11 protein-coding genes and 2 pseudogenes are annotated in these 15,250 nt (G+C 68.9%); 4 read left to right on the top strand and 9 right to left on the bottom strand.

The genetic code is table 11. From position 1 onward, the window contains the following. Nucleotides 1-47 precede the first annotated feature (47 nt). From ACIRP7_RS20475 to ACIRP7_RS20455, 5 genes are all read right to left on the bottom strand, one after another. Nucleotides 48-1,223 carry a CaiB/BaiF CoA transferase family protein gene (locus ACIRP7_RS20475; protein ID WP_403661194.1) on the bottom strand — a complete coding sequence of 392 codons (1,176 nt, stop codon included), beginning with the start codon at nt 1,221-1,223 and terminating at the stop codon, nt 48-50. A 154-nt stretch (nt 1,224-1,377) separates the two neighbouring features. Further along, nucleotides 1,378-2,289, bottom strand: a complete 912-nt coding sequence (locus ACIRP7_RS20470) for a LysR family transcriptional regulator (RefSeq protein WP_403661191.1) — start codon at nt 2,287-2,289, stop codon at nt 1,378-1,380. A 96-nt stretch (nt 2,290-2,385) separates the two neighbouring features. After that, on the bottom strand, nt 2,386-3,618 hold the full coding sequence (locus ACIRP7_RS20465) for a GNAT family N-acetyltransferase (protein ID WP_403661188.1): 1,233 nt from the start codon (nt 3,616-3,618) through the stop codon (nt 2,386-2,388). A gap of 168 nt (nt 3,619-3,786) precedes the next feature. Continuing rightward, nucleotides 3,787-4,482 carry an MBL fold metallo-hydrolase gene (locus ACIRP7_RS20460; RefSeq protein WP_403661185.1) on the bottom strand — a complete coding sequence of 232 codons (696 nt, stop codon included), beginning with the start codon at nt 4,480-4,482 and terminating at the stop codon, nt 3,787-3,789. A gap of 202 nt (nt 4,483-4,684) precedes the next feature. Further along, the gene (locus tag ACIRP7_RS20455) at nt 4,685-5,329 is read right to left on the bottom strand and encodes a helix-turn-helix domain-containing protein (protein WP_403661182.1); all 645 of its coding nucleotides are present in this window, start codon (nt 5,327-5,329) and stop codon (nt 4,685-4,687) included. Between the two features lie 401 nt (nt 5,330-5,730). Between ACIRP7_RS20455 and ACIRP7_RS20450 the strand changes: the two genes are divergently transcribed. Then, nucleotides 5,731-6,114 (top strand): MmcQ/YjbR family DNA-binding protein, encoded by a 384-nt coding sequence (locus tag ACIRP7_RS20450; protein WP_403661179.1) that lies wholly within the window; start codon nt 5,731-5,733, stop codon nt 6,112-6,114. Between the two features lie 120 nt (nt 6,115-6,234). Here ACIRP7_RS20450 and ACIRP7_RS20445 read toward each other — a convergent pair whose 3' ends face one another. The 3 genes from ACIRP7_RS20445 to ACIRP7_RS20435 form a co-directional block, all read right to left on the bottom strand. Then, nucleotides 6,235-7,134, bottom strand: coding sequence for an NAD-dependent protein deacetylase (locus tag ACIRP7_RS20445; protein ID WP_403661176.1), 900 nt, complete (start codon nt 7,132-7,134; stop codon nt 6,235-6,237). Between the two features lie 42 nt (nt 7,135-7,176). Next, nucleotides 7,177-7,824, bottom strand: a complete 648-nt coding sequence (locus ACIRP7_RS20440; RefSeq protein ID WP_403661173.1) for an HAD family hydrolase — start codon at nt 7,822-7,824, stop codon at nt 7,177-7,179. A gap of 204 nt (nt 7,825-8,028) precedes the next feature. Further along, nucleotides 8,029-9,225: an MFS transporter gene (locus ACIRP7_RS20435; RefSeq protein WP_403661170.1), complete on the bottom strand. Its 1,197-nt coding sequence runs from the start codon at nt 9,223-9,225 to the stop codon at nt 8,029-8,031. A gap of 142 nt (nt 9,226-9,367) precedes the next feature. Between ACIRP7_RS20435 and ACIRP7_RS20430 the strand changes: the two genes are divergently transcribed. Beyond that, nucleotides 9,368-10,060, top strand: a complete 693-nt coding sequence (locus ACIRP7_RS20430) for a VOC family protein (protein ID WP_403661167.1) — start codon at nt 9,368-9,370, stop codon at nt 10,058-10,060. Between the two features lie 266 nt (nt 10,061-10,326). On the opposite strand, the pseudogene ACIRP7_RS20425 reads toward ACIRP7_RS20430, so the two are convergent. Beyond that, a pseudogene (locus ACIRP7_RS20425) lies at nt 10,327-11,244 on the bottom strand (LysR family transcriptional regulator). A 100-nt stretch (nt 11,245-11,344) separates the two neighbouring features. Here ACIRP7_RS20425 and ACIRP7_RS20420 point away from each other — a divergent pair. Together ACIRP7_RS20420 and ACIRP7_RS20415 are read left to right on the top strand one after the other, a co-directional pair. After that, a pseudogene (locus tag ACIRP7_RS20420) lies at nt 11,345-12,367 on the top strand (NADP-dependent oxidoreductase). 269 nt (nt 12,368-12,636) lie between these two features. After that, entirely contained in the window at nt 12,637-15,192 is a 2,556-nt protein-coding gene (locus ACIRP7_RS20415) for a discoidin domain-containing protein (RefSeq protein ID WP_403661164.1), read from the top strand. Nucleotides 15,193-15,250: the final 58 nt, after the last annotated feature.

Below are 15,250 nucleotides of genomic sequence, written 5' to 3'. Positions count from 1 at the left end.
GCTGGTTCTCCTGTGACGGCTGACGGCTGACGGCTGACGGCTGACGGTCAGCGGGTGGCGGCGTCGAGTTCGGCGAGGACGTCCTCGGTGTCCTGGCCCGCGACCGGCGCGAGCCGGCGGATCGAGCCGGGGGTGGCGGAGAACCGCACCGGGATGCCGATGGTGCGGACCGTGCCCTCGGTCGGGTGCTCGACGCTGTCCAGCAGATGGCCGTCGCGGACGTACGGGTCCTCGTGGGCGCGGTCCAGTTCCAGCACCGGGGCCATCGGGATGCTGTGCTTGGCGCACACCTCCGCCCACTCCTCGGTGGTCAGCGCCGGGGCGCAGGTCTCCAGGAGCGCGGCCAGGTCCTCGTGGTCGGCGCTGTCGATGGCTTCCCCGTTGACGCGCGGGTCCTCGGCGAGGTCCGGGCGCCCGGCGGCGGTGAGGAAGTCCCGGTAGTTCTGCGGGTTGTACGGCATGACGCAGGCCAGGCCGTCCTTGGTGCGCACCGCCTTGTGGCCCTTGAGCATCGACAGCGGGAAGCCGGTGGGGCCCGTCTCGGGCACGTGGGTGTGACCCGCCAGGTGCTCGACCAGGTTGAACGCGATCAGGGTGTCCGTCATCGGGATCTCGACGAGCTGGCCCCGGTCGGTGCGGTCTCGGTGCAGCAGGGCGGCGAGGACGCTGTAGGCGATGGTCAGCGAGGAGACCTTGTCGCCGATGATGGTCGGCAGGTAGACGGGCTCGCCGAGCGCGCGGTCGGCGATGTCGACGAGGCCGGAGGCGGCCTGCACGGTCTCGTCGTACGCGGCGTTGCCGGCCCGGTCGGAGTCGCTGCGGAACCCTTGGGCGTGCGCGTAGACCAGGCGGGGGTTGCGGGAGGCGATGTCGTCGTAGGACAGGCCCAGGCGGTGCAGCGCGCCGGGACGCATGTTGGTGATCAGCACGTCCGCCGTGTCGATCAGCTCGAGCGCCCGCTCGCGGTCGGTGTCGTCCTTGAGGTTGAGGGACACGCTGCGCTTGTTGCGGTTGACGTTGAGGTTCAGCGGGGTCATGCCCGGCGTGGTGCGGTAGTGGCCGACGCGGACCGTGTCGGCGGGCGACTCGATCTTGATCACGTCGGCGCCGAGGTCCCCGAGGATCTGGGCGGCGTAGGGACCCATCACCACGGTCGACAGGTCGATCACGCGGATGCCCTCCAGGGGCCCGGTGACGGTGACGGTGTCTGCGAGGTCCGTCATGGCTTTCCTTCACTCCTTCTTCCGCGCTTTCCGTGTATCTGGAAACTAAGTTACAGCGAAAGGTGTCGGAGAAGAAAGCTCAGGGAATGACCGAATAAGGAAAGGCGGTATGACCGCAGTGGTCATACCGCCTTTTGTGAAGGTTTCCCGGTGATTATGAGTGGAGCGGTTCGGTGAACACCTCGCGGGCCGCCGTCACGACTTCCTCCAGGTCACCGCCCTGAGCTCGGTCCTTGCGCCAGATCAGCCCGGTCTCAAGGCGGGGATGGAAATCGGAGAACGGGAGAATGGTGACATTTTCCAGGTGGTAATTCTGGACGGGGCTTCTGGGGTCCAGCATGGAAATGGAGAAGGCGAGCCCGCTGGACACTATCTCGGAAATTCCTTCGAATGCGGCACTGTTGATTTCGATGCGTTTCTTGATGCCGAGTTCGGACAGTTGCTGGTCGAGCCCGCGGAAGTAGGCGTTGGTGACTGCCGCCGGGGAGACGACGTAGGCGAGATCGGCCAGTTCCGTCAGGGCGACGGACTCGCGCCCGGCGAACCGGTCCTTGGGGACGACCGCGCCGAGCCGTTCCGACATCACCGGCAGCAGCTCCAGCGCGGGATCGCCACCTGCGGGGAGGCGGGCCAGGGTCAACGCGAGTCTGCCGTCGCAGACGGCGTCGACGAGCCGGTCCGTGCCACCCGGCCAGCGCTTGATCTCGAACCGGTCGCGGACCCGCTCGGCCAGGGCGTCCATCCGCTCCCGCAGATCCGGATGGATGCCGCTGGGCACACCCAGCAGCATGGTCGCCCGCCGCGGCCGGGCCGTCTCGTCGAGGCGCCACTGGATGGAGTCCACCTGCTCCAGCACGCCCCGCGCGATCGGCAGCAGGGCGTTGCCGGCCTGAGTGAGCGTCACATGGTGGGTGTCGCGGTCGAACAGTCGGTGTCCGAGTTCGTTCTCGAGATCCTTGATCCGTCTGCTCAGCGGGGAGGCCGCCATGTGCAGCTTGCGGGCCGCCACGGAGAAATTCAGTTCCTGGGCGACAGCGACGAAGTAACGCAGATGCAGGAGTTCCACGGTGCCCACGTTAAAGGGCCGACCGGTGGCTGTGATCAAGGCCTCGGCCGAGCCGTGAGTGGGGTCGGAGACTTGGGCGGGCTGGCGAGGCTGTGGTCAGAACCAGTGCAGGCAGTGCGGGGGGCGGTCGGTGCGGAAGAGGGCGTCAGCGACGGTGGCCGCGTCCGGGCGGTGGGCCCGGATGTGTCCGGCGCGCACGAGCGTGCTGGGGGCGGTGCCGCCGAGGTAGACCGAGCCCAGGTCCCTCACGTCCAGGGACAGGTCGGGCTCCCGGTCTGTCGGGACGCACTCGGCCTTGCCGTCCTGGACGGTCAGCAGATAGCGGCCGTGCTCCCCGAGGAAGGGATCCTCGACGTCGAGGACGAGCTCGCCGTCCGTGAACCAGCCGCGCGCGGTCAGCGCACGCGGGACGTCCAGCAGCCGTACCCAGAGCCAGTCCATGTCGCCGCCCACCTCGCCGGCACGGAAGTCCGCGAGCTGCAGGCGCAGCGGATGCTGGGGCGGGACGTGGTGGAACACGACCTGGGAGACCAGGTCGTGGCCGAGCACGAACCGGGCCAGGGCCGTGAAGACGGCGTCGTCGCCGGTGATGGTCTCGTCCACGGTCAAGGTCCGGGACTCGTCGACGGAGTAGCTGGCGTACCCGTCCGGTACGCCGTCGGCGTCACGGTGAACGGCGACGTAACGCGGTGCCGGCGAGATTGGCGGCTGCCCCGCGCGCAGGGTCCACCAGCGGTGCGGCCGGGACAGCGCACCGGGCTGGGCGCGGCGGTACCGGTCGTAGACGTCTTCCAGGATCTCGCCGCACTCGGCACGACGCAGCACCTCGACCGAGCCGTGGTCCGGACCCGTCACCGGTGCGTCGGCCGTTCCGCGTGCCCGGGGGAGGGCGAGGGCGGCCCGGTGGCGCTGCACTGTGAGCCGCTGCGTGTAGGTCGCCGGTCCGTAGCCGAACCTGCCGTAGATCGAGGCCTCGGAGGCCAGCAGCACGGAGAGGAACTGCCCGTCGGCCCGCAGCTCGGCGAGCTGATGCCGCATCATCGCGCCGAGCACGCCCTGACGTCGGTGGGAGGGCAGGACGCCGACGGCGGTCACCCCGGGGGCCGGGACGAGGGTTTCACCGGGCAGGGTGAGCTCGAAGGGGTACGTGGCCGCGGTGCCGACGGGCCGCCCGTCCGCCGTCAGCGCGAGCAGACAGCGGTCCATCTCGAGCGCCGACCACCAGAGCCCGCCGCCTTCGACCGGGGTTTCCGGGAAGCGCCCGAACGCGGCGTGGACCGTGTCGACGAAGACGTCGAGATCCTTGTCGGTCGTGGGACGTATCTCCATCGCTGCCGCTGCCTCCTCGCAGTACCGGCACCACGACTGGTGGCGGCTGGCCACAGTGCATCCTCGACCCGTGTCCAGGTCAACCGAATTACGCCTCAACTCACGGCAGGTCACGGCACAGTCGGCGGACAACGGGAAACGGCCTGCGGCCCCGAGCCGTCACCAGGCTCACCGCCCAGCTCCTCGTACCTGTTCCAGATGCGACCGGTGCGGGACGTAGAGCCAGTCCGCATGCGGTCCCAGACGCGCGTCGACCGGTTCCTCCCCGCGCCGGAGCGCGTCGATGTAGGCACGATCCGCGGCGAGACGAGCCGCCACCTGGGGACCCTCGGCAACGGCGCCATGGCCGGGGACCAGGACGTCGACGCGCCCGGCGGCCTCGTCCAGCCGGTCGAGTGCCGCCTCGTAGGCGTTCACCTGATCGTCCTGGCGGATGTCGAGGAGCGGGATCAGTACGTCGGAGAGCATGTCGCCGGCGATCAGGACGCCACGGTCGGCGAGAAGGATCGCGGCGTGGCCGACGGCGTGCGCCTGATGCTCGATGACCTCACCCGGCACAGGTCCGCGATCCGTGGGCAGCGGGGTGAGGAGCCCGATCAGCTCGAGGGGGATGCCGGGCGCGCTCTCCGCCGCCATCGCCTGGGCCCGCTCCCGGGCCACACCGGCCAGGACGGCGGCGGGGGTGGAGTAACGCGGCACGTCACCGAATCGGTGATGCCAGAGCAGGTGGTCCCAGTGCGGGTGGGTGCAGAATCCTGCGATCACCGGGATACCGAGTCGGTCCACGGCATCGGCGAGCTGGTCCAGCTCGGAGCCGTTGATACCGGGATCGACGATGATCAGCCCGTCGTCTCCGCGCACCACGACGGAGTTGTTCCAGACCTATTCGCTCTGCCGGACCCAGACGCCGTCGGCCACGTCAGTCAGCTTGTCCATCTCCACTCCCGTCGGTCGGTCACAGTGCTGAGACTGTGATCCGTGGCCGAGCTCATCGCAGGTGCCGGGGTGAGGCGTGGTGATCTTTGCAGTAGGCCGGTGGGCCGCGGCGCACGCAGGCTCGGTCCGCTCACGTGTCCCGTGCCGTCTGCCGAGTCGTGTAGGCGGCGGGCGTGAAGCCGGTGTGGTGACGGAAGAAGCGGCCGAAGTTGGCGGCGTCGGTGAAGCCGAGGTGGGCGGCGATCGCGTGGGCGGTCCACTGGGCGTGGTCGAGGAGACGGCGGGCTTCGAGGAGTCGCCGTTCGTCGGTGACCTCTCGTGCTCCCTTGCCGACGGCGGCCCGGGCGGCCCGGCTGAGAGTGCGTACCGAGCAGCCGAGCACCTGGGCGGGGTCCTCGACGCGGAGCAGCTCGCGGAAGTTCAAATCCAGGGCGTCCAGGAAGCGTTCGTAGGTGGGGTGGCTTCCACTGCTGCCTGAGGCGTCGGCTCCGGGGGCGTGGGCGAGGCGGAGCAGCAGGGTTTCGAGGAGGCTGCACCGCAGGGCGTGCTGGGCCGGGAGCGGGCGCCGCCCCAAGGCCCGGTGTTCGTCGAGGAGTTGGAGCGAGGTCTGCTCCAACCAGGGCACGTCGTCGGGATGCGGGGTCAGGACGGCGGCGGGGGCGTCGTGCGAGGTGAGCGGAGCCAGGAGGCGGGCCGGTGTCGGGCCGGAGCACCTCCGGTTCGAAGAGGATGAACGGCCCTCGTGCGGTACGGGGATCGTGCCGGCACTGCACATGCCCGGCACGTACCCACAGCCACTGCCCGGGCGTGACGGTACGGGTGATGTGGTCGACATCGTGCCGCAGTACCCCCTCCGTGACCAGGATCAGGTTGTGGAAGGTGGCCAGGCACGGGTGGGTTCCAGGGCCAGTCGTCGTGGTGGACGCAGAAGTCCTCCACCGTGGTTACTTCCAGGCCGTACGGCGTGCCGACCGGTGGCAGGAAGCCGCACAGCGGGACATCGGCCGAGGGCCGGCCCGGCTCCGGTCCCGGTGAGTGTCACCTGGTGACCATCATGTGTCCGCAGTCTACGGACCGGATTGTCGACCTTGAGGACAGGATCAGGACGGGAGGACACCCGCGCGAACACACGAATGCACGAAACCACGAATGCACGAATGAAGGAGCTCATCCCCCATGGACGCAACAACGTTGCTCAAGACCGTGGCCGCCCACACCGAGGAACTGCCGGGAAGCGGCTTGGAGCATCCCTTCGGCCCCGAATGGGAGGTCTACAAGGTGCGCGGCAAGGTCTTCATGCTGATGACCGAGGTGCCCGGCCGCCCCGTCGTGATCCTCAAGTCGGACCCGGGCGAGGCGAAGGCACTGCGCGAGGAGAACGCGCACATCACCCCCGGCTTTCACATGAACAAGAAGCACTGGATCACGCTGGAGGGCGGGGAGGGCATCGACGAGGCACTGCTCAAGGAACTCGTGACCGAGTCGTACCGTCTTGTGGTCACCCAGCTCCCCAAGTCCCAGCAGCCCGTGGACCCGCACACGTACGGCCGTAGCGGCTGACCCGACGACCGCGACGAACTCGTCCTTGCCCTCAAGGCGGAGCCGGAGTACGGCCCGACCAACGGGCGTCCGTCCTGGGACGCAGCGAGCCCTGGGGCTCGAACGCTGTCACGGACCCGGTCAGGGGGCCGTCTGTTCCTCCGCGGGAAGGTGCAGCGCGTCTGCGACCGAGGACAGGGCGGGGCCCAGCGGGAGGCCGACGCGGGTGTGGGCGAGTTGGTCGCCGCGGGTGGGGTCCCGGTTGATGATGAGGACCCGTTTGTCCTCCTGAGCGGCTTGGCGGACGAACCTGAGACCGGACATCACCGTGAGAGACGAGCCCAGAACCAGCAGTGTGCGCGCCGCACGGACCAACTGACGGCAGTGCTCGATCCGTTGCGCGGGCACGGTCTCACCGAAGAACACCACGTCGGGCTTGAGGATGCCGCCGCAGTCCGCGCAGGGCAGGACCCGGAAGCCGGCGACCTGTTCGTCGGAGAGGTCGGCATCACCGTCGGGATTGACTCCCGCGGCCACCGGCTCGAATGCCGTATTGGCCGCTTCCAGCCGTACGGCGAGATCACGGCGCGAGCTGATGGCGTCGCAGGCCAGGCAGCGAACCCTCGCCAGGCTTCCGTGCAGTTCCACGACCCCCTCCGCGCCGGCGGCCTGGTGCAGACCGTCGACGTTCTGGGTGATCACACCCGAGAGCAGACCGTGCCGAGCGAACGTGGCGACGGCCTGGTGCCCGGCATTGGGACGGGCGCGGCCGAAGGTGCGCCACCCGAGATGGCTGCGTGCCCAGTATCTTCGCCGTGCGTGCGCGCCGGCGGTGAAGTCCTGGTACGTCATCGGCGTGTGCCGACTCAGGCTCCCGCCCTCGCCCCGGTAGGCGGGGATGCCCGACTCCGTGGAGATGCCCGCCCCGGTGAGCACCAGCACACTGCCGGCGCTCAGCGCGTCGACCACCGGCTCGAGGTCGGTGGTGCCCGGAGGCAGGTCCGGGGGAGGGGTCCAGTGCAGCGTGGGACGGGTCCGCATGCCTGCCAGGGTACGAAACCGGCCCCTGTCAGCGCTCCTGGGCTATGCCGAGTCCTGGTCGAGCAGGTAGCCGATGGCTTCGATCACGTCGTCGACCGTGTGGTGTGGTGTCACCAGTCCGTCGGGCCAGGGGCGGCCGGTGACCCATATGGTGCGCAGTCCCGCATCGTGGCCGCCGGCTATGTCGGTCTCGGGGTTGTCGCCGGTCATCCAGTCCCCGGGAGTGAGCTGCGTGCCGCACCGTGCGGCCGCGAGTTCGAAAAGCCGTGGGTCGGGTTTGCGGATGTCGATGTCGCCGGACGCGGCGATCCCGTCGATCAGGTCGGAGAGACCGGTGGCTTGGATCTTGGCCCGCTGGATGTCGCTGGAGCCGTTCGTGGCGACCCCGATGCTCCAGCCTGCCTCCTTGAGACGCTCCAGGCTGTGCAGGACGGCAGGGCGGCAGTGGATGGACGCCGCCATACGGTCGATGTAGACGCGCCACAGATGGTCGGCGCTCTCGCTGACGGGGAAGGCGGCGCGCAGCCGGTCGAAGTCACCGTGCTCGGCGTGGTCGGCCAGCTCGGTCAGCAGCCACTGTTCGACCTCCGGGCCGTAGCCGTGGTCCTGGCTCAGGGAGGTGATGGCATCGGCGAAGGCGCCGGTGCGGTCGACCAAGGTGCCGTCCAGATCGAAGATCGCGAGTCTCACGATGATGGACCCTACTTGCCGCGGTGAGCGACCGGTACAGGCCTGTTCTGCTCCGGCTGCTGTGGGGGTCGGTTGGTCACGGTCCCCGCTGCCGGGAGATTGACTCGCGCTGCGGGCGGGAGTTCGGCCCTTGAAGTCGCCGACACGCCCGCCAGTCCGCGGCAGACTTCTGCCGGTCCCGCGCCGGCCGGCGCCACGGCGGCGTCACACGTCCAGCGTGGCAGGGACGCGGTCGCGGGTGTCGGCGGCGGGGGCGATGAAGATGGCCGAGGCGACGAAAACCAGGACCGCGATCATGGCCGTACGCAGCCCGTAGTGGTCGCCCAGGAAGCCGAGGGCCGGCGGCCCGACGAGGAAGGCGATGTAGCCGATGATGGCGACCAGGGAGACCCGCGCGGTCTGGTCGGGCCCCGAGTCGCCGGCCGCGGACAGGGCCACCGGGAAGCCGAGCGAGGCGCCAAGTCCCCAGAAGACGACAGACGTTGCCGCGACGGCCACGTTGTCGGAGAAGATCACGAGAACGAGGCCGAGGGCACCGGAGAGGGCGCTCGCGCGCAGGACGGCGGCACGCCCGAAACGGACGAGGAAGAACGTGCCGCAAAAGCGCCCCAGTGTCATCGCGGCGGCGAACCCGACGAAGACGAGTGAGCCGACGGCCGCGTCCAGGCCATGGCCGTCCACCATGAGCAGCGGCAGCCAGTCGTTGGCCGCTCCTTCGGCCAGGGCCATGGCCAGCACGATGGCGCCGATGAGGAGCAGTTTCCGGTCCTTCCAGACCTGCGGCCCGGAGCGCTCGGCCTGCCCGTGGGACGGATGCCGGGTGCTCAGACCGACACCGGTCGGCAGCGCGCGTGAGGCGTGGATCAGCATCCCTGTGGCGACGAGTGTGATCACGGCGAGGTGCCATGGGACGGGAATCCCCGCGGCTGTGGCGGTCATCCCGGCCAGGCCACCGACCACTGTGCCCAGGCTGAAACAGCCGTGCAGTGTGGGCAGAACCGGCGTGGCGGTGATGCGCTCGACGTCGGCGCCGTCCACGTTGATCGCCACCTCGCCCGACCCCATGCCTGCGCCGAACAGGAAGAGCCCGGCAGTGACCAGCGGAGCCGACGGAACGGCGCTGCCGACGCCGATGACGATCGTGGCCGAGATGATCAGAGCGGTGCCGAGCACGATCACGGGCCGGGTGCCCAGGCGTTCCACGAAGCGGCCGGAACAAAGGATGCCGATCATCGATCCCACGGACAGGCCGAACAGGATCAGCCCCATCTCCGCGGTGGATGCGCCCAGTTGGTCCCGTACGTCGGGGGTGCGCGTGACCCAGGAGGACATGGCGATACCCGGGAGGAAGAAAAAGAGGTACAGGGCTCGGCGGCGCCGGCGCACGGCGGGGTCGGTCAAGAGGAGGCTCCGCGGGGCTCGGGAGAATGGGCGGGCAGACGACGGGCCCCCGACCATCGATTTTGTACAAATGTACATAACTGCTGGGTACAGGAGAAGAGGAGCCGGGCCACGCCGGTGACCAGGCTGCAAGGATGCCGCCATGGAGCAGGTATGGAGTCGGCAGGAAGCATCAGAGGCGGTCCAGGACTACGGGTGGCGCTTCTTGCTGGGCACTTTGCAAACGTCGGTCCGGGTCGGATCGCTGGCTCAGGCGATGGGCTTGGCGGCAGACGCTGTCGCGGTGTGCGGCGACGACGCCGATCGGCACCTTCGGGTCGATGCCCGCCCCGATCGGGTCGTCTTCACTCTGCAGTCGTTGGAGCACGCAGCGATTACCGCCCGGGATGTCGAACTCGCGCGTCGGATCTCCGCCACGGCTGACAGGTCCGGTTTTCTGACAGAGCCCGAAATCGCAACGGGCGCACCACGATCCGTCCAGGTTCTGGAGATCGCGATTGATGCACTGAACATCGCGGGGATTCGGCCGTTCTGGAAGACGGTGCTGGGCTATACGGATGAGGCGGGTGCCGAGGGACCGGAGGATCCGCTCATCGACCCGGTCGGGCAAGGCCCTGCCCTCTGGTTCCAGCGGATGGACCGGGCGCGCCCACAGCGCAATCGCATCCACTTCGACATCTGTGTTCCGCATGACGAGGCACCCCGGCGGATCGAGACCGCACTGGCGGCTGGAGGCCGGCTTGTGTCGGCGACCCGTGCCCCAGCTTTCTGGGTACTGGCCGACCTGGAGGGGAACGAAGTCTGCGTCACCACATGGCAGGGTCGCGACGGCTGAAAACCGTGATGCAGGACATCGAGGGCAAGAGTGCCGTACCGATTGAGCGAGCCCGCCGGACGTCAGGGCGAGCACCATGGGGGCGGCCAAAGCCGTCCTTCGCCGTGGCGCAGGTGAAGGTCATAGCGGTGAGCTCTCGCGCCGGCATGATTGTCCGGGCCGAAGTCGCTGTCCGGAGTGGCCGTAGCCGCAGCCGCCAGGCCGTGTCGATCGCCGCGTCCAGATCCAACGGCGCAGCCGTCCATCGCTACCGGTCATCGAACTGTTCAGGCCACGACGTTGAGAAGCCGCACCCCCCGGGGAACCGTGGTCCGCAGTTCTCGCACCAAGGCGCGTACGACCGCAGATCTGGCCAGTTCGGCGGTGGTGACATAGCCGATCTGGCGAGTCGGACGCTCGGGGCCGAGATCGGTGACCGTGACCGAGTTCGGTGCTCCGACCAGGGAGAGCGCAGGCATGATCGCCATTCCGTGGCCTCCGCTCACCAGGGAGAGCACCGCTCCGTCGTCCTCGGCCTCGACGGTCGCCGTAGGGATCCAGTCCTGTGCAGCCCACCAGTCGCGGGTGTACGAGCCGCAGTTCTCGGCCCAGTCGACCAGCGGCAGCGAACGCGGGGCGACGTGGTGCGCCGCGTGGACCAGAGCGTACGGATCCTCGAAGAGTCCGCTCGCGACCAGTCCCGGGGCGATCGGGGCGGACCCACCCAGTGTGGCGATGCCTATGTCGGCTTTTCCGTCGGCCACTTCGCCCGCGGTTCCGCGCCCCACCTCCCGTACGATCCGCACCCGCGGCTCGATCCCGGGATGCCGGGTGCGCAGCCGCTAAAGGACGGTCGGCAGCAGGTGGAGAGCCGCACTGCGGAAGGCCGCGATCCGCAGCGGCCCCTCCGCCACGTCGGACCGAGCCGCACTGCGCGCCTCAGCGGTCAGGACGTCCAGCAGGCGCAGGATGCGGCGGGCGTGTGCCACGGCCTTCTCTCCGGCAGGGGTGGGGCGGGCGCCGGTGCGGCCCCGTTCGAAGAGCACGGCACCGATCTTGCGCTCGCTGCCGCGAACCGAGTGGGAGACCGCGGACTGAGTCAGACCGAGCGTCCTGGCCGCGGCCGAGAAGCCGCCGGTGTCCGCGACCGCCAGCAGGACGCGCAGTTCGTGCGGGGCGAGATCGGAGTCGGTCGCGCGGGCCACGGGGCGCTCACCTCAACGTATGAGAACTGCTCATGGAACGGGGTGTCGCATGAGCCCAACTGGCTGCCCACCAGGGGTATTCCTTCCCTACGGTCCGGTCATGAACGAGATCGCCCTCACCGTGCACCAGACCGCCCGCCCCCATGGCTTTCCCGCCGCCGAGCACTTCACCTTCGTCGAGTCACAGCTTCCCGATCCCGCAGCGGGCAGCGCGCTTGTGGAGAACCTCTTCTGGTCTGTCGACCCCTATCACCGCGAGTTGATGGACGACGGGCCCGGCGGCTTCGCGCTCGACGCACCGCTGGAGGGCCGTACCATCGGGCGGATCGTCGCCTCGCGCACACCTCGTCTGGCCGAGGGTGAGATCGTGTTCCACCGGCAGGGCTGGCGCACGCACGCGGTGGTCACCCCCGAGGAAATCCGGCGGCTGCCCCGCTTCGACGGGGTGCCCCTGACCGCATACCTGAGCATCCTCGGCGGAACGGGCCTGACCGCCTACGTGGGCCTGACCCGGATCGCCCGGCTCCGGGAGGGCGAGGACCTTTTCGTGTCGGCGGCCGCGGGCGGGGTCGGCACTGCGACCGGGCGGTTCGCCCGGCTGCTCGGCGCCGGACGGCTCGTAGGCAGCGCGGGCTCGGCCGCGAAGGCCGACCATCTCACGCGGGAGGTCGGGTATGACGCTGCCTTCAACTACCACGACGGGCCCGCCGCCGAACTGCTCGGCAAGGCCGCACCGGACGGCATCGACCTGTTCGTCGACAACGTCGGCGGTGAGTAACTGGCCGCGGCGGTGGGAGCGCTGCGCGAGTTCGGGCGCGTTGTCCGCATCGGCACGATCAGCCAGTACAACACCCCCGACGCGCCGCCGCCGCGCTTCAACTACGCCGACATCGTCGAGAAAAGCCTCCGGATGGAGGGCTTCTTGGTCAGCAACTACCGAGATCTGCAAGAGGAGTTGTACGAGTTCGCCGTGCCGCAGCTGCAGAGCGGCCGACTCGCTCTGGACGAGACGGTGGTTGACGGGTTCGAGCACATCGTGGACGCGTTCCTGGGAATGCTGAGCGGTCAGAACACCGGCAAGATCATCGTGCGAGACCGCACACAGGCCCCGTCCGCACACTGACGCCGACCGGCCCTTTGAGGCCTCGAGCACCTCGAAGAGTGATGACGCTGCCGACGTCGTGTTCTGCTGCCGCTCTCCAGGCGGCTCGACGCTCCTTGGCGTCACCCACTGAAAGCTGTCGCCGGGTCAAGGGGGCGTCGGTGTGCACAAGTTGCACGGAATCTGATGTCCGAAGGGTTGCCGAACCACTCAGGTCAACATTTAAATCAAGCCCTGAACTAAGTGGCCTTTCGTGATCATCCTTCATCCACCCGCAGGGGAGACTTGGCATGGGCCTCAGATCTCTCGGTGTCGCGCTCGCCAGTACGGTGGCGCTGATCGCCCTTCCCGTCGTCGCACCACCCTCGGCCCTGGCGGCCGACGCCAATCTGTCGCAGGGCAGGACGGCCGTGTCGTCCTCGACGGAGAACGCAGGTACCCCTGCCGCCGCCGCAGTTGACGGTGACACGGGCACCCGCTGGTCCTCGGCCGCGGCCGACGACCAGTGGCTCCAGGTCGACCTGGGGGCCACGGCCTCGATCAACCAGGTCGTCCTCAACTGGGAAGCGGCCTACGCCGCGGACTACAAGATCCAGGTCTCGCCGGACGGCGGTTCCGGATCCTGGACCGACCTTCGGACCGTCACCGGAGGGGACGGCGGCACCGACACCCTCACCGTCTCGGGCCAGGGCCGCTATGTCCGTATGCAGGGCATCCACCGGGCCACCCCATGGGGTTACTCGCTCTGGGAGTTCCAGGTCTACGGGACCCCCGGCACCACCCAGCCCGGCAGCTGCTCGACCGCCAACTCGGCGCAGAACAAGACCGCTTCGGCGTCCTCGACGGAGAACGCCGGCACCCCCGCGTCCGCGGCATTCGACGGCAACGATTCCACTCGCTGGTCCAGCCAGGCCACGGACCCGCAATGGCTGCGCGTCGACCTGGGCTCGTCCCAGGGCATCTGCAAGATCGACCTGAACTGGGAGGCCGCGTACGGCAAAGACTTCCAGCTGCAGGCTTCCGCCGACGGGCAGAACTGGAACACCCTCAAGACCGTCACCGGCGAGACCGGAGGCCGTGCGTCCTACGACGTGAGCGGCACGGGCCGCTACGTCCGCGTTCTCGGAACGGCCCGCGGCACGGCGTACGGCTACTCGCTCTGGGAAGTCGCCGTCCACACCACGTCCGGCGGCACCGGAGGCCCGGTCCAGGGCGGCGGTGACCTCGGCCCGAACGTGATCGTCGTCGACCCCTCCACCTCCAACCTCCAGCAGAAGTTCGACCAGGTCTTCACCCAGCAGGAGTCCGCGCAGTTCGGCTCCGGGCGCTACCAGTTCCTCCTCAAGCCGGGCACCTACAACGGCATCAACGCCCAACTCGGCTTCTACACCTCGATCTCAGGTCTCGGACTGAACCCCGACGACACCCAGATCAACGGCGACATCACCGTGGACGCGGGCTGGTTCAACGGCAACGCGACGCAGAACTTCTGGCGCTCGGCGGAGAACCTCGCGATCACTCCGTCCAACGGCACCGACCGCTGGGCCGTCGCCCAGGCCGCGCCCTTCCGCCGTATCCACGTCAAGGGTGGCCTCAACCTGGCACCCAACGGCTACGGTTGGGCCTCCGGAGGCTACATCGCCGACTCCAAGATCGACGGCGCCGTGGGCCCGTACTCGCAGCAGCAGTGGTACACCCGTGACAGCTCGGTCGGCGGCTGGACCAACGGTGTGTGGAACATGACGTTCTCCGGTGTCCAGGGCGCCCCGGCGACCAACTTCGACACCGGTCCGTACACCACGCTGGACACGACTCCGGTCTCCCTCGAGAAGCCGTTCCTCTATCTCGACGGCAACGACTTCAAGGTCTTCGTCCCCGCCAAGCGTGCCAACGCCCGCGGGGTGTCCTGGCCCGCCAATGCCGGGACCTCGCTCCCGCTCAGCCAGTTCTACGTCGTCAAGCCCGGTGCGACGGCCGCCACCATCAACACCGCACTGGCCCAGGGCCTCAACCTCCTCTTCACCCCGGGTGTCTATCACCTCGACCAGACGATCGACGTCACTCGGTCCGACACCGTGGTGCTCGGGCTGGGCCTGGCCACGCTCGTCCCCGACGGCGGCATCGACGCCATGCACGTCGCGGACGTCGACGGCGTCCGGCTCGCCGGATTCCTCATCGACGCCGGCGCGACCCGGTCCGACACCCTGCTCCAGATCGGCCCGGCCGGCGCGGCCGCGGACCATTCCGCGAACCCGACCACCATGCAGGACGTGTTCATCCGCATCGGCGGCGCGGGCCCCGGCCTCGCGACCAACTCCGTAGTGGTCAACAGCGACGACGTCGTCGTCGACCACACCTGGATCTGGCGCGCCGACCACGGCCAGGGTGTCGGCTGGGACACCAACCGGGCCGACTACGGTCTGGTGGTGAACGGCGATGACGTCCTCACCACCGGCCTGTTCGTCGAGCACTTCAACACATACGACGTGCTGTGGAACGGCGAACGGGGCCGCACGATCTTCTTCCAGAACGAGAAGGCCTACGACGCCCCCAACGCCGCCGCCATCACTCACGACGGCATCGTCGGCTACGCCGCATACAAGGTCGCCGACACGGTCAACGTGCACGAGGCGTGGGGTCTGGGCAGCTACTGCAACTACACCTCGGACCCCTCCATCGTGCAGCGTCACGGCTTCCAGGTGCCGGTCAAGCCCGGCATCAAGCTGCACAGCATCCAGGTGATCTCCCTGGGCGGCAAGGGACAGTACGCCCACGTCGTCAACGACACCGGTGCGCCCACCTCGGGCACCGACACCGTCCCATCCAAGATCACCCAGTTCCCGTGACCTGCGGCGGGTGAGCGAGACCGCCACCGACCAGGACACCGCCCCAACGTGCTGGGAC

Source organism: Streptomyces sp. NPDC102270, from assembly GCF_044766405.1.
Classification (GTDB): Bacteria; Actinomycetota; Actinomycetes; order Streptomycetales; family Streptomycetaceae; genus Streptomyces.
Note: the sequence above shows the minus strand (reverse complement) of the source record. Positions and strands in the feature narration are given on the sequence as shown.

Excerpts from the sequence above, each read along its gene's own strand:
- ACIRP7_RS20455 (WP_403661182.1), bottom strand. The coding sequence starts at position 5,329 with ATGTGCAGTGCCGGCACGATCCCCGTACCGCACGAGGGCCGTTCATCC.
- ACIRP7_RS20415 (WP_403661164.1), top strand. The coding sequence starts at position 12,637 with ATGGGCCTCAGATCTCTCGGTGTCGCGCTCGCCAGTACGGTGGCGCTG.
- ACIRP7_RS20430 (WP_403661167.1), top strand. The coding sequence starts at position 9,368 with ATGGAGCAGGTATGGAGTCGGCAGGAAGCATCAGAGGCGGTCCAGGAC.
- ACIRP7_RS20475 (WP_403661194.1), bottom strand. The coding sequence starts at position 1,223 with ATGACGGACCTCGCAGACACCGTCACCGTCACCGGGCCCCTGGAGGGC.
- ACIRP7_RS20450 (WP_403661179.1), top strand. The coding sequence starts at position 5,731 with ATGGACGCAACAACGTTGCTCAAGACCGTGGCCGCCCACACCGAGGAA.
- ACIRP7_RS20465 (WP_403661188.1), bottom strand. The coding sequence starts at position 3,618 with ATGGAGATACGTCCCACGACCGACAAGGATCTCGACGTCTTCGTCGAC.
- ACIRP7_RS20445 (WP_403661176.1), bottom strand. The coding sequence starts at position 7,134 with ATGCGGACCCGTCCCACGCTGCACTGGACCCCTCCCCCGGACCTGCCT.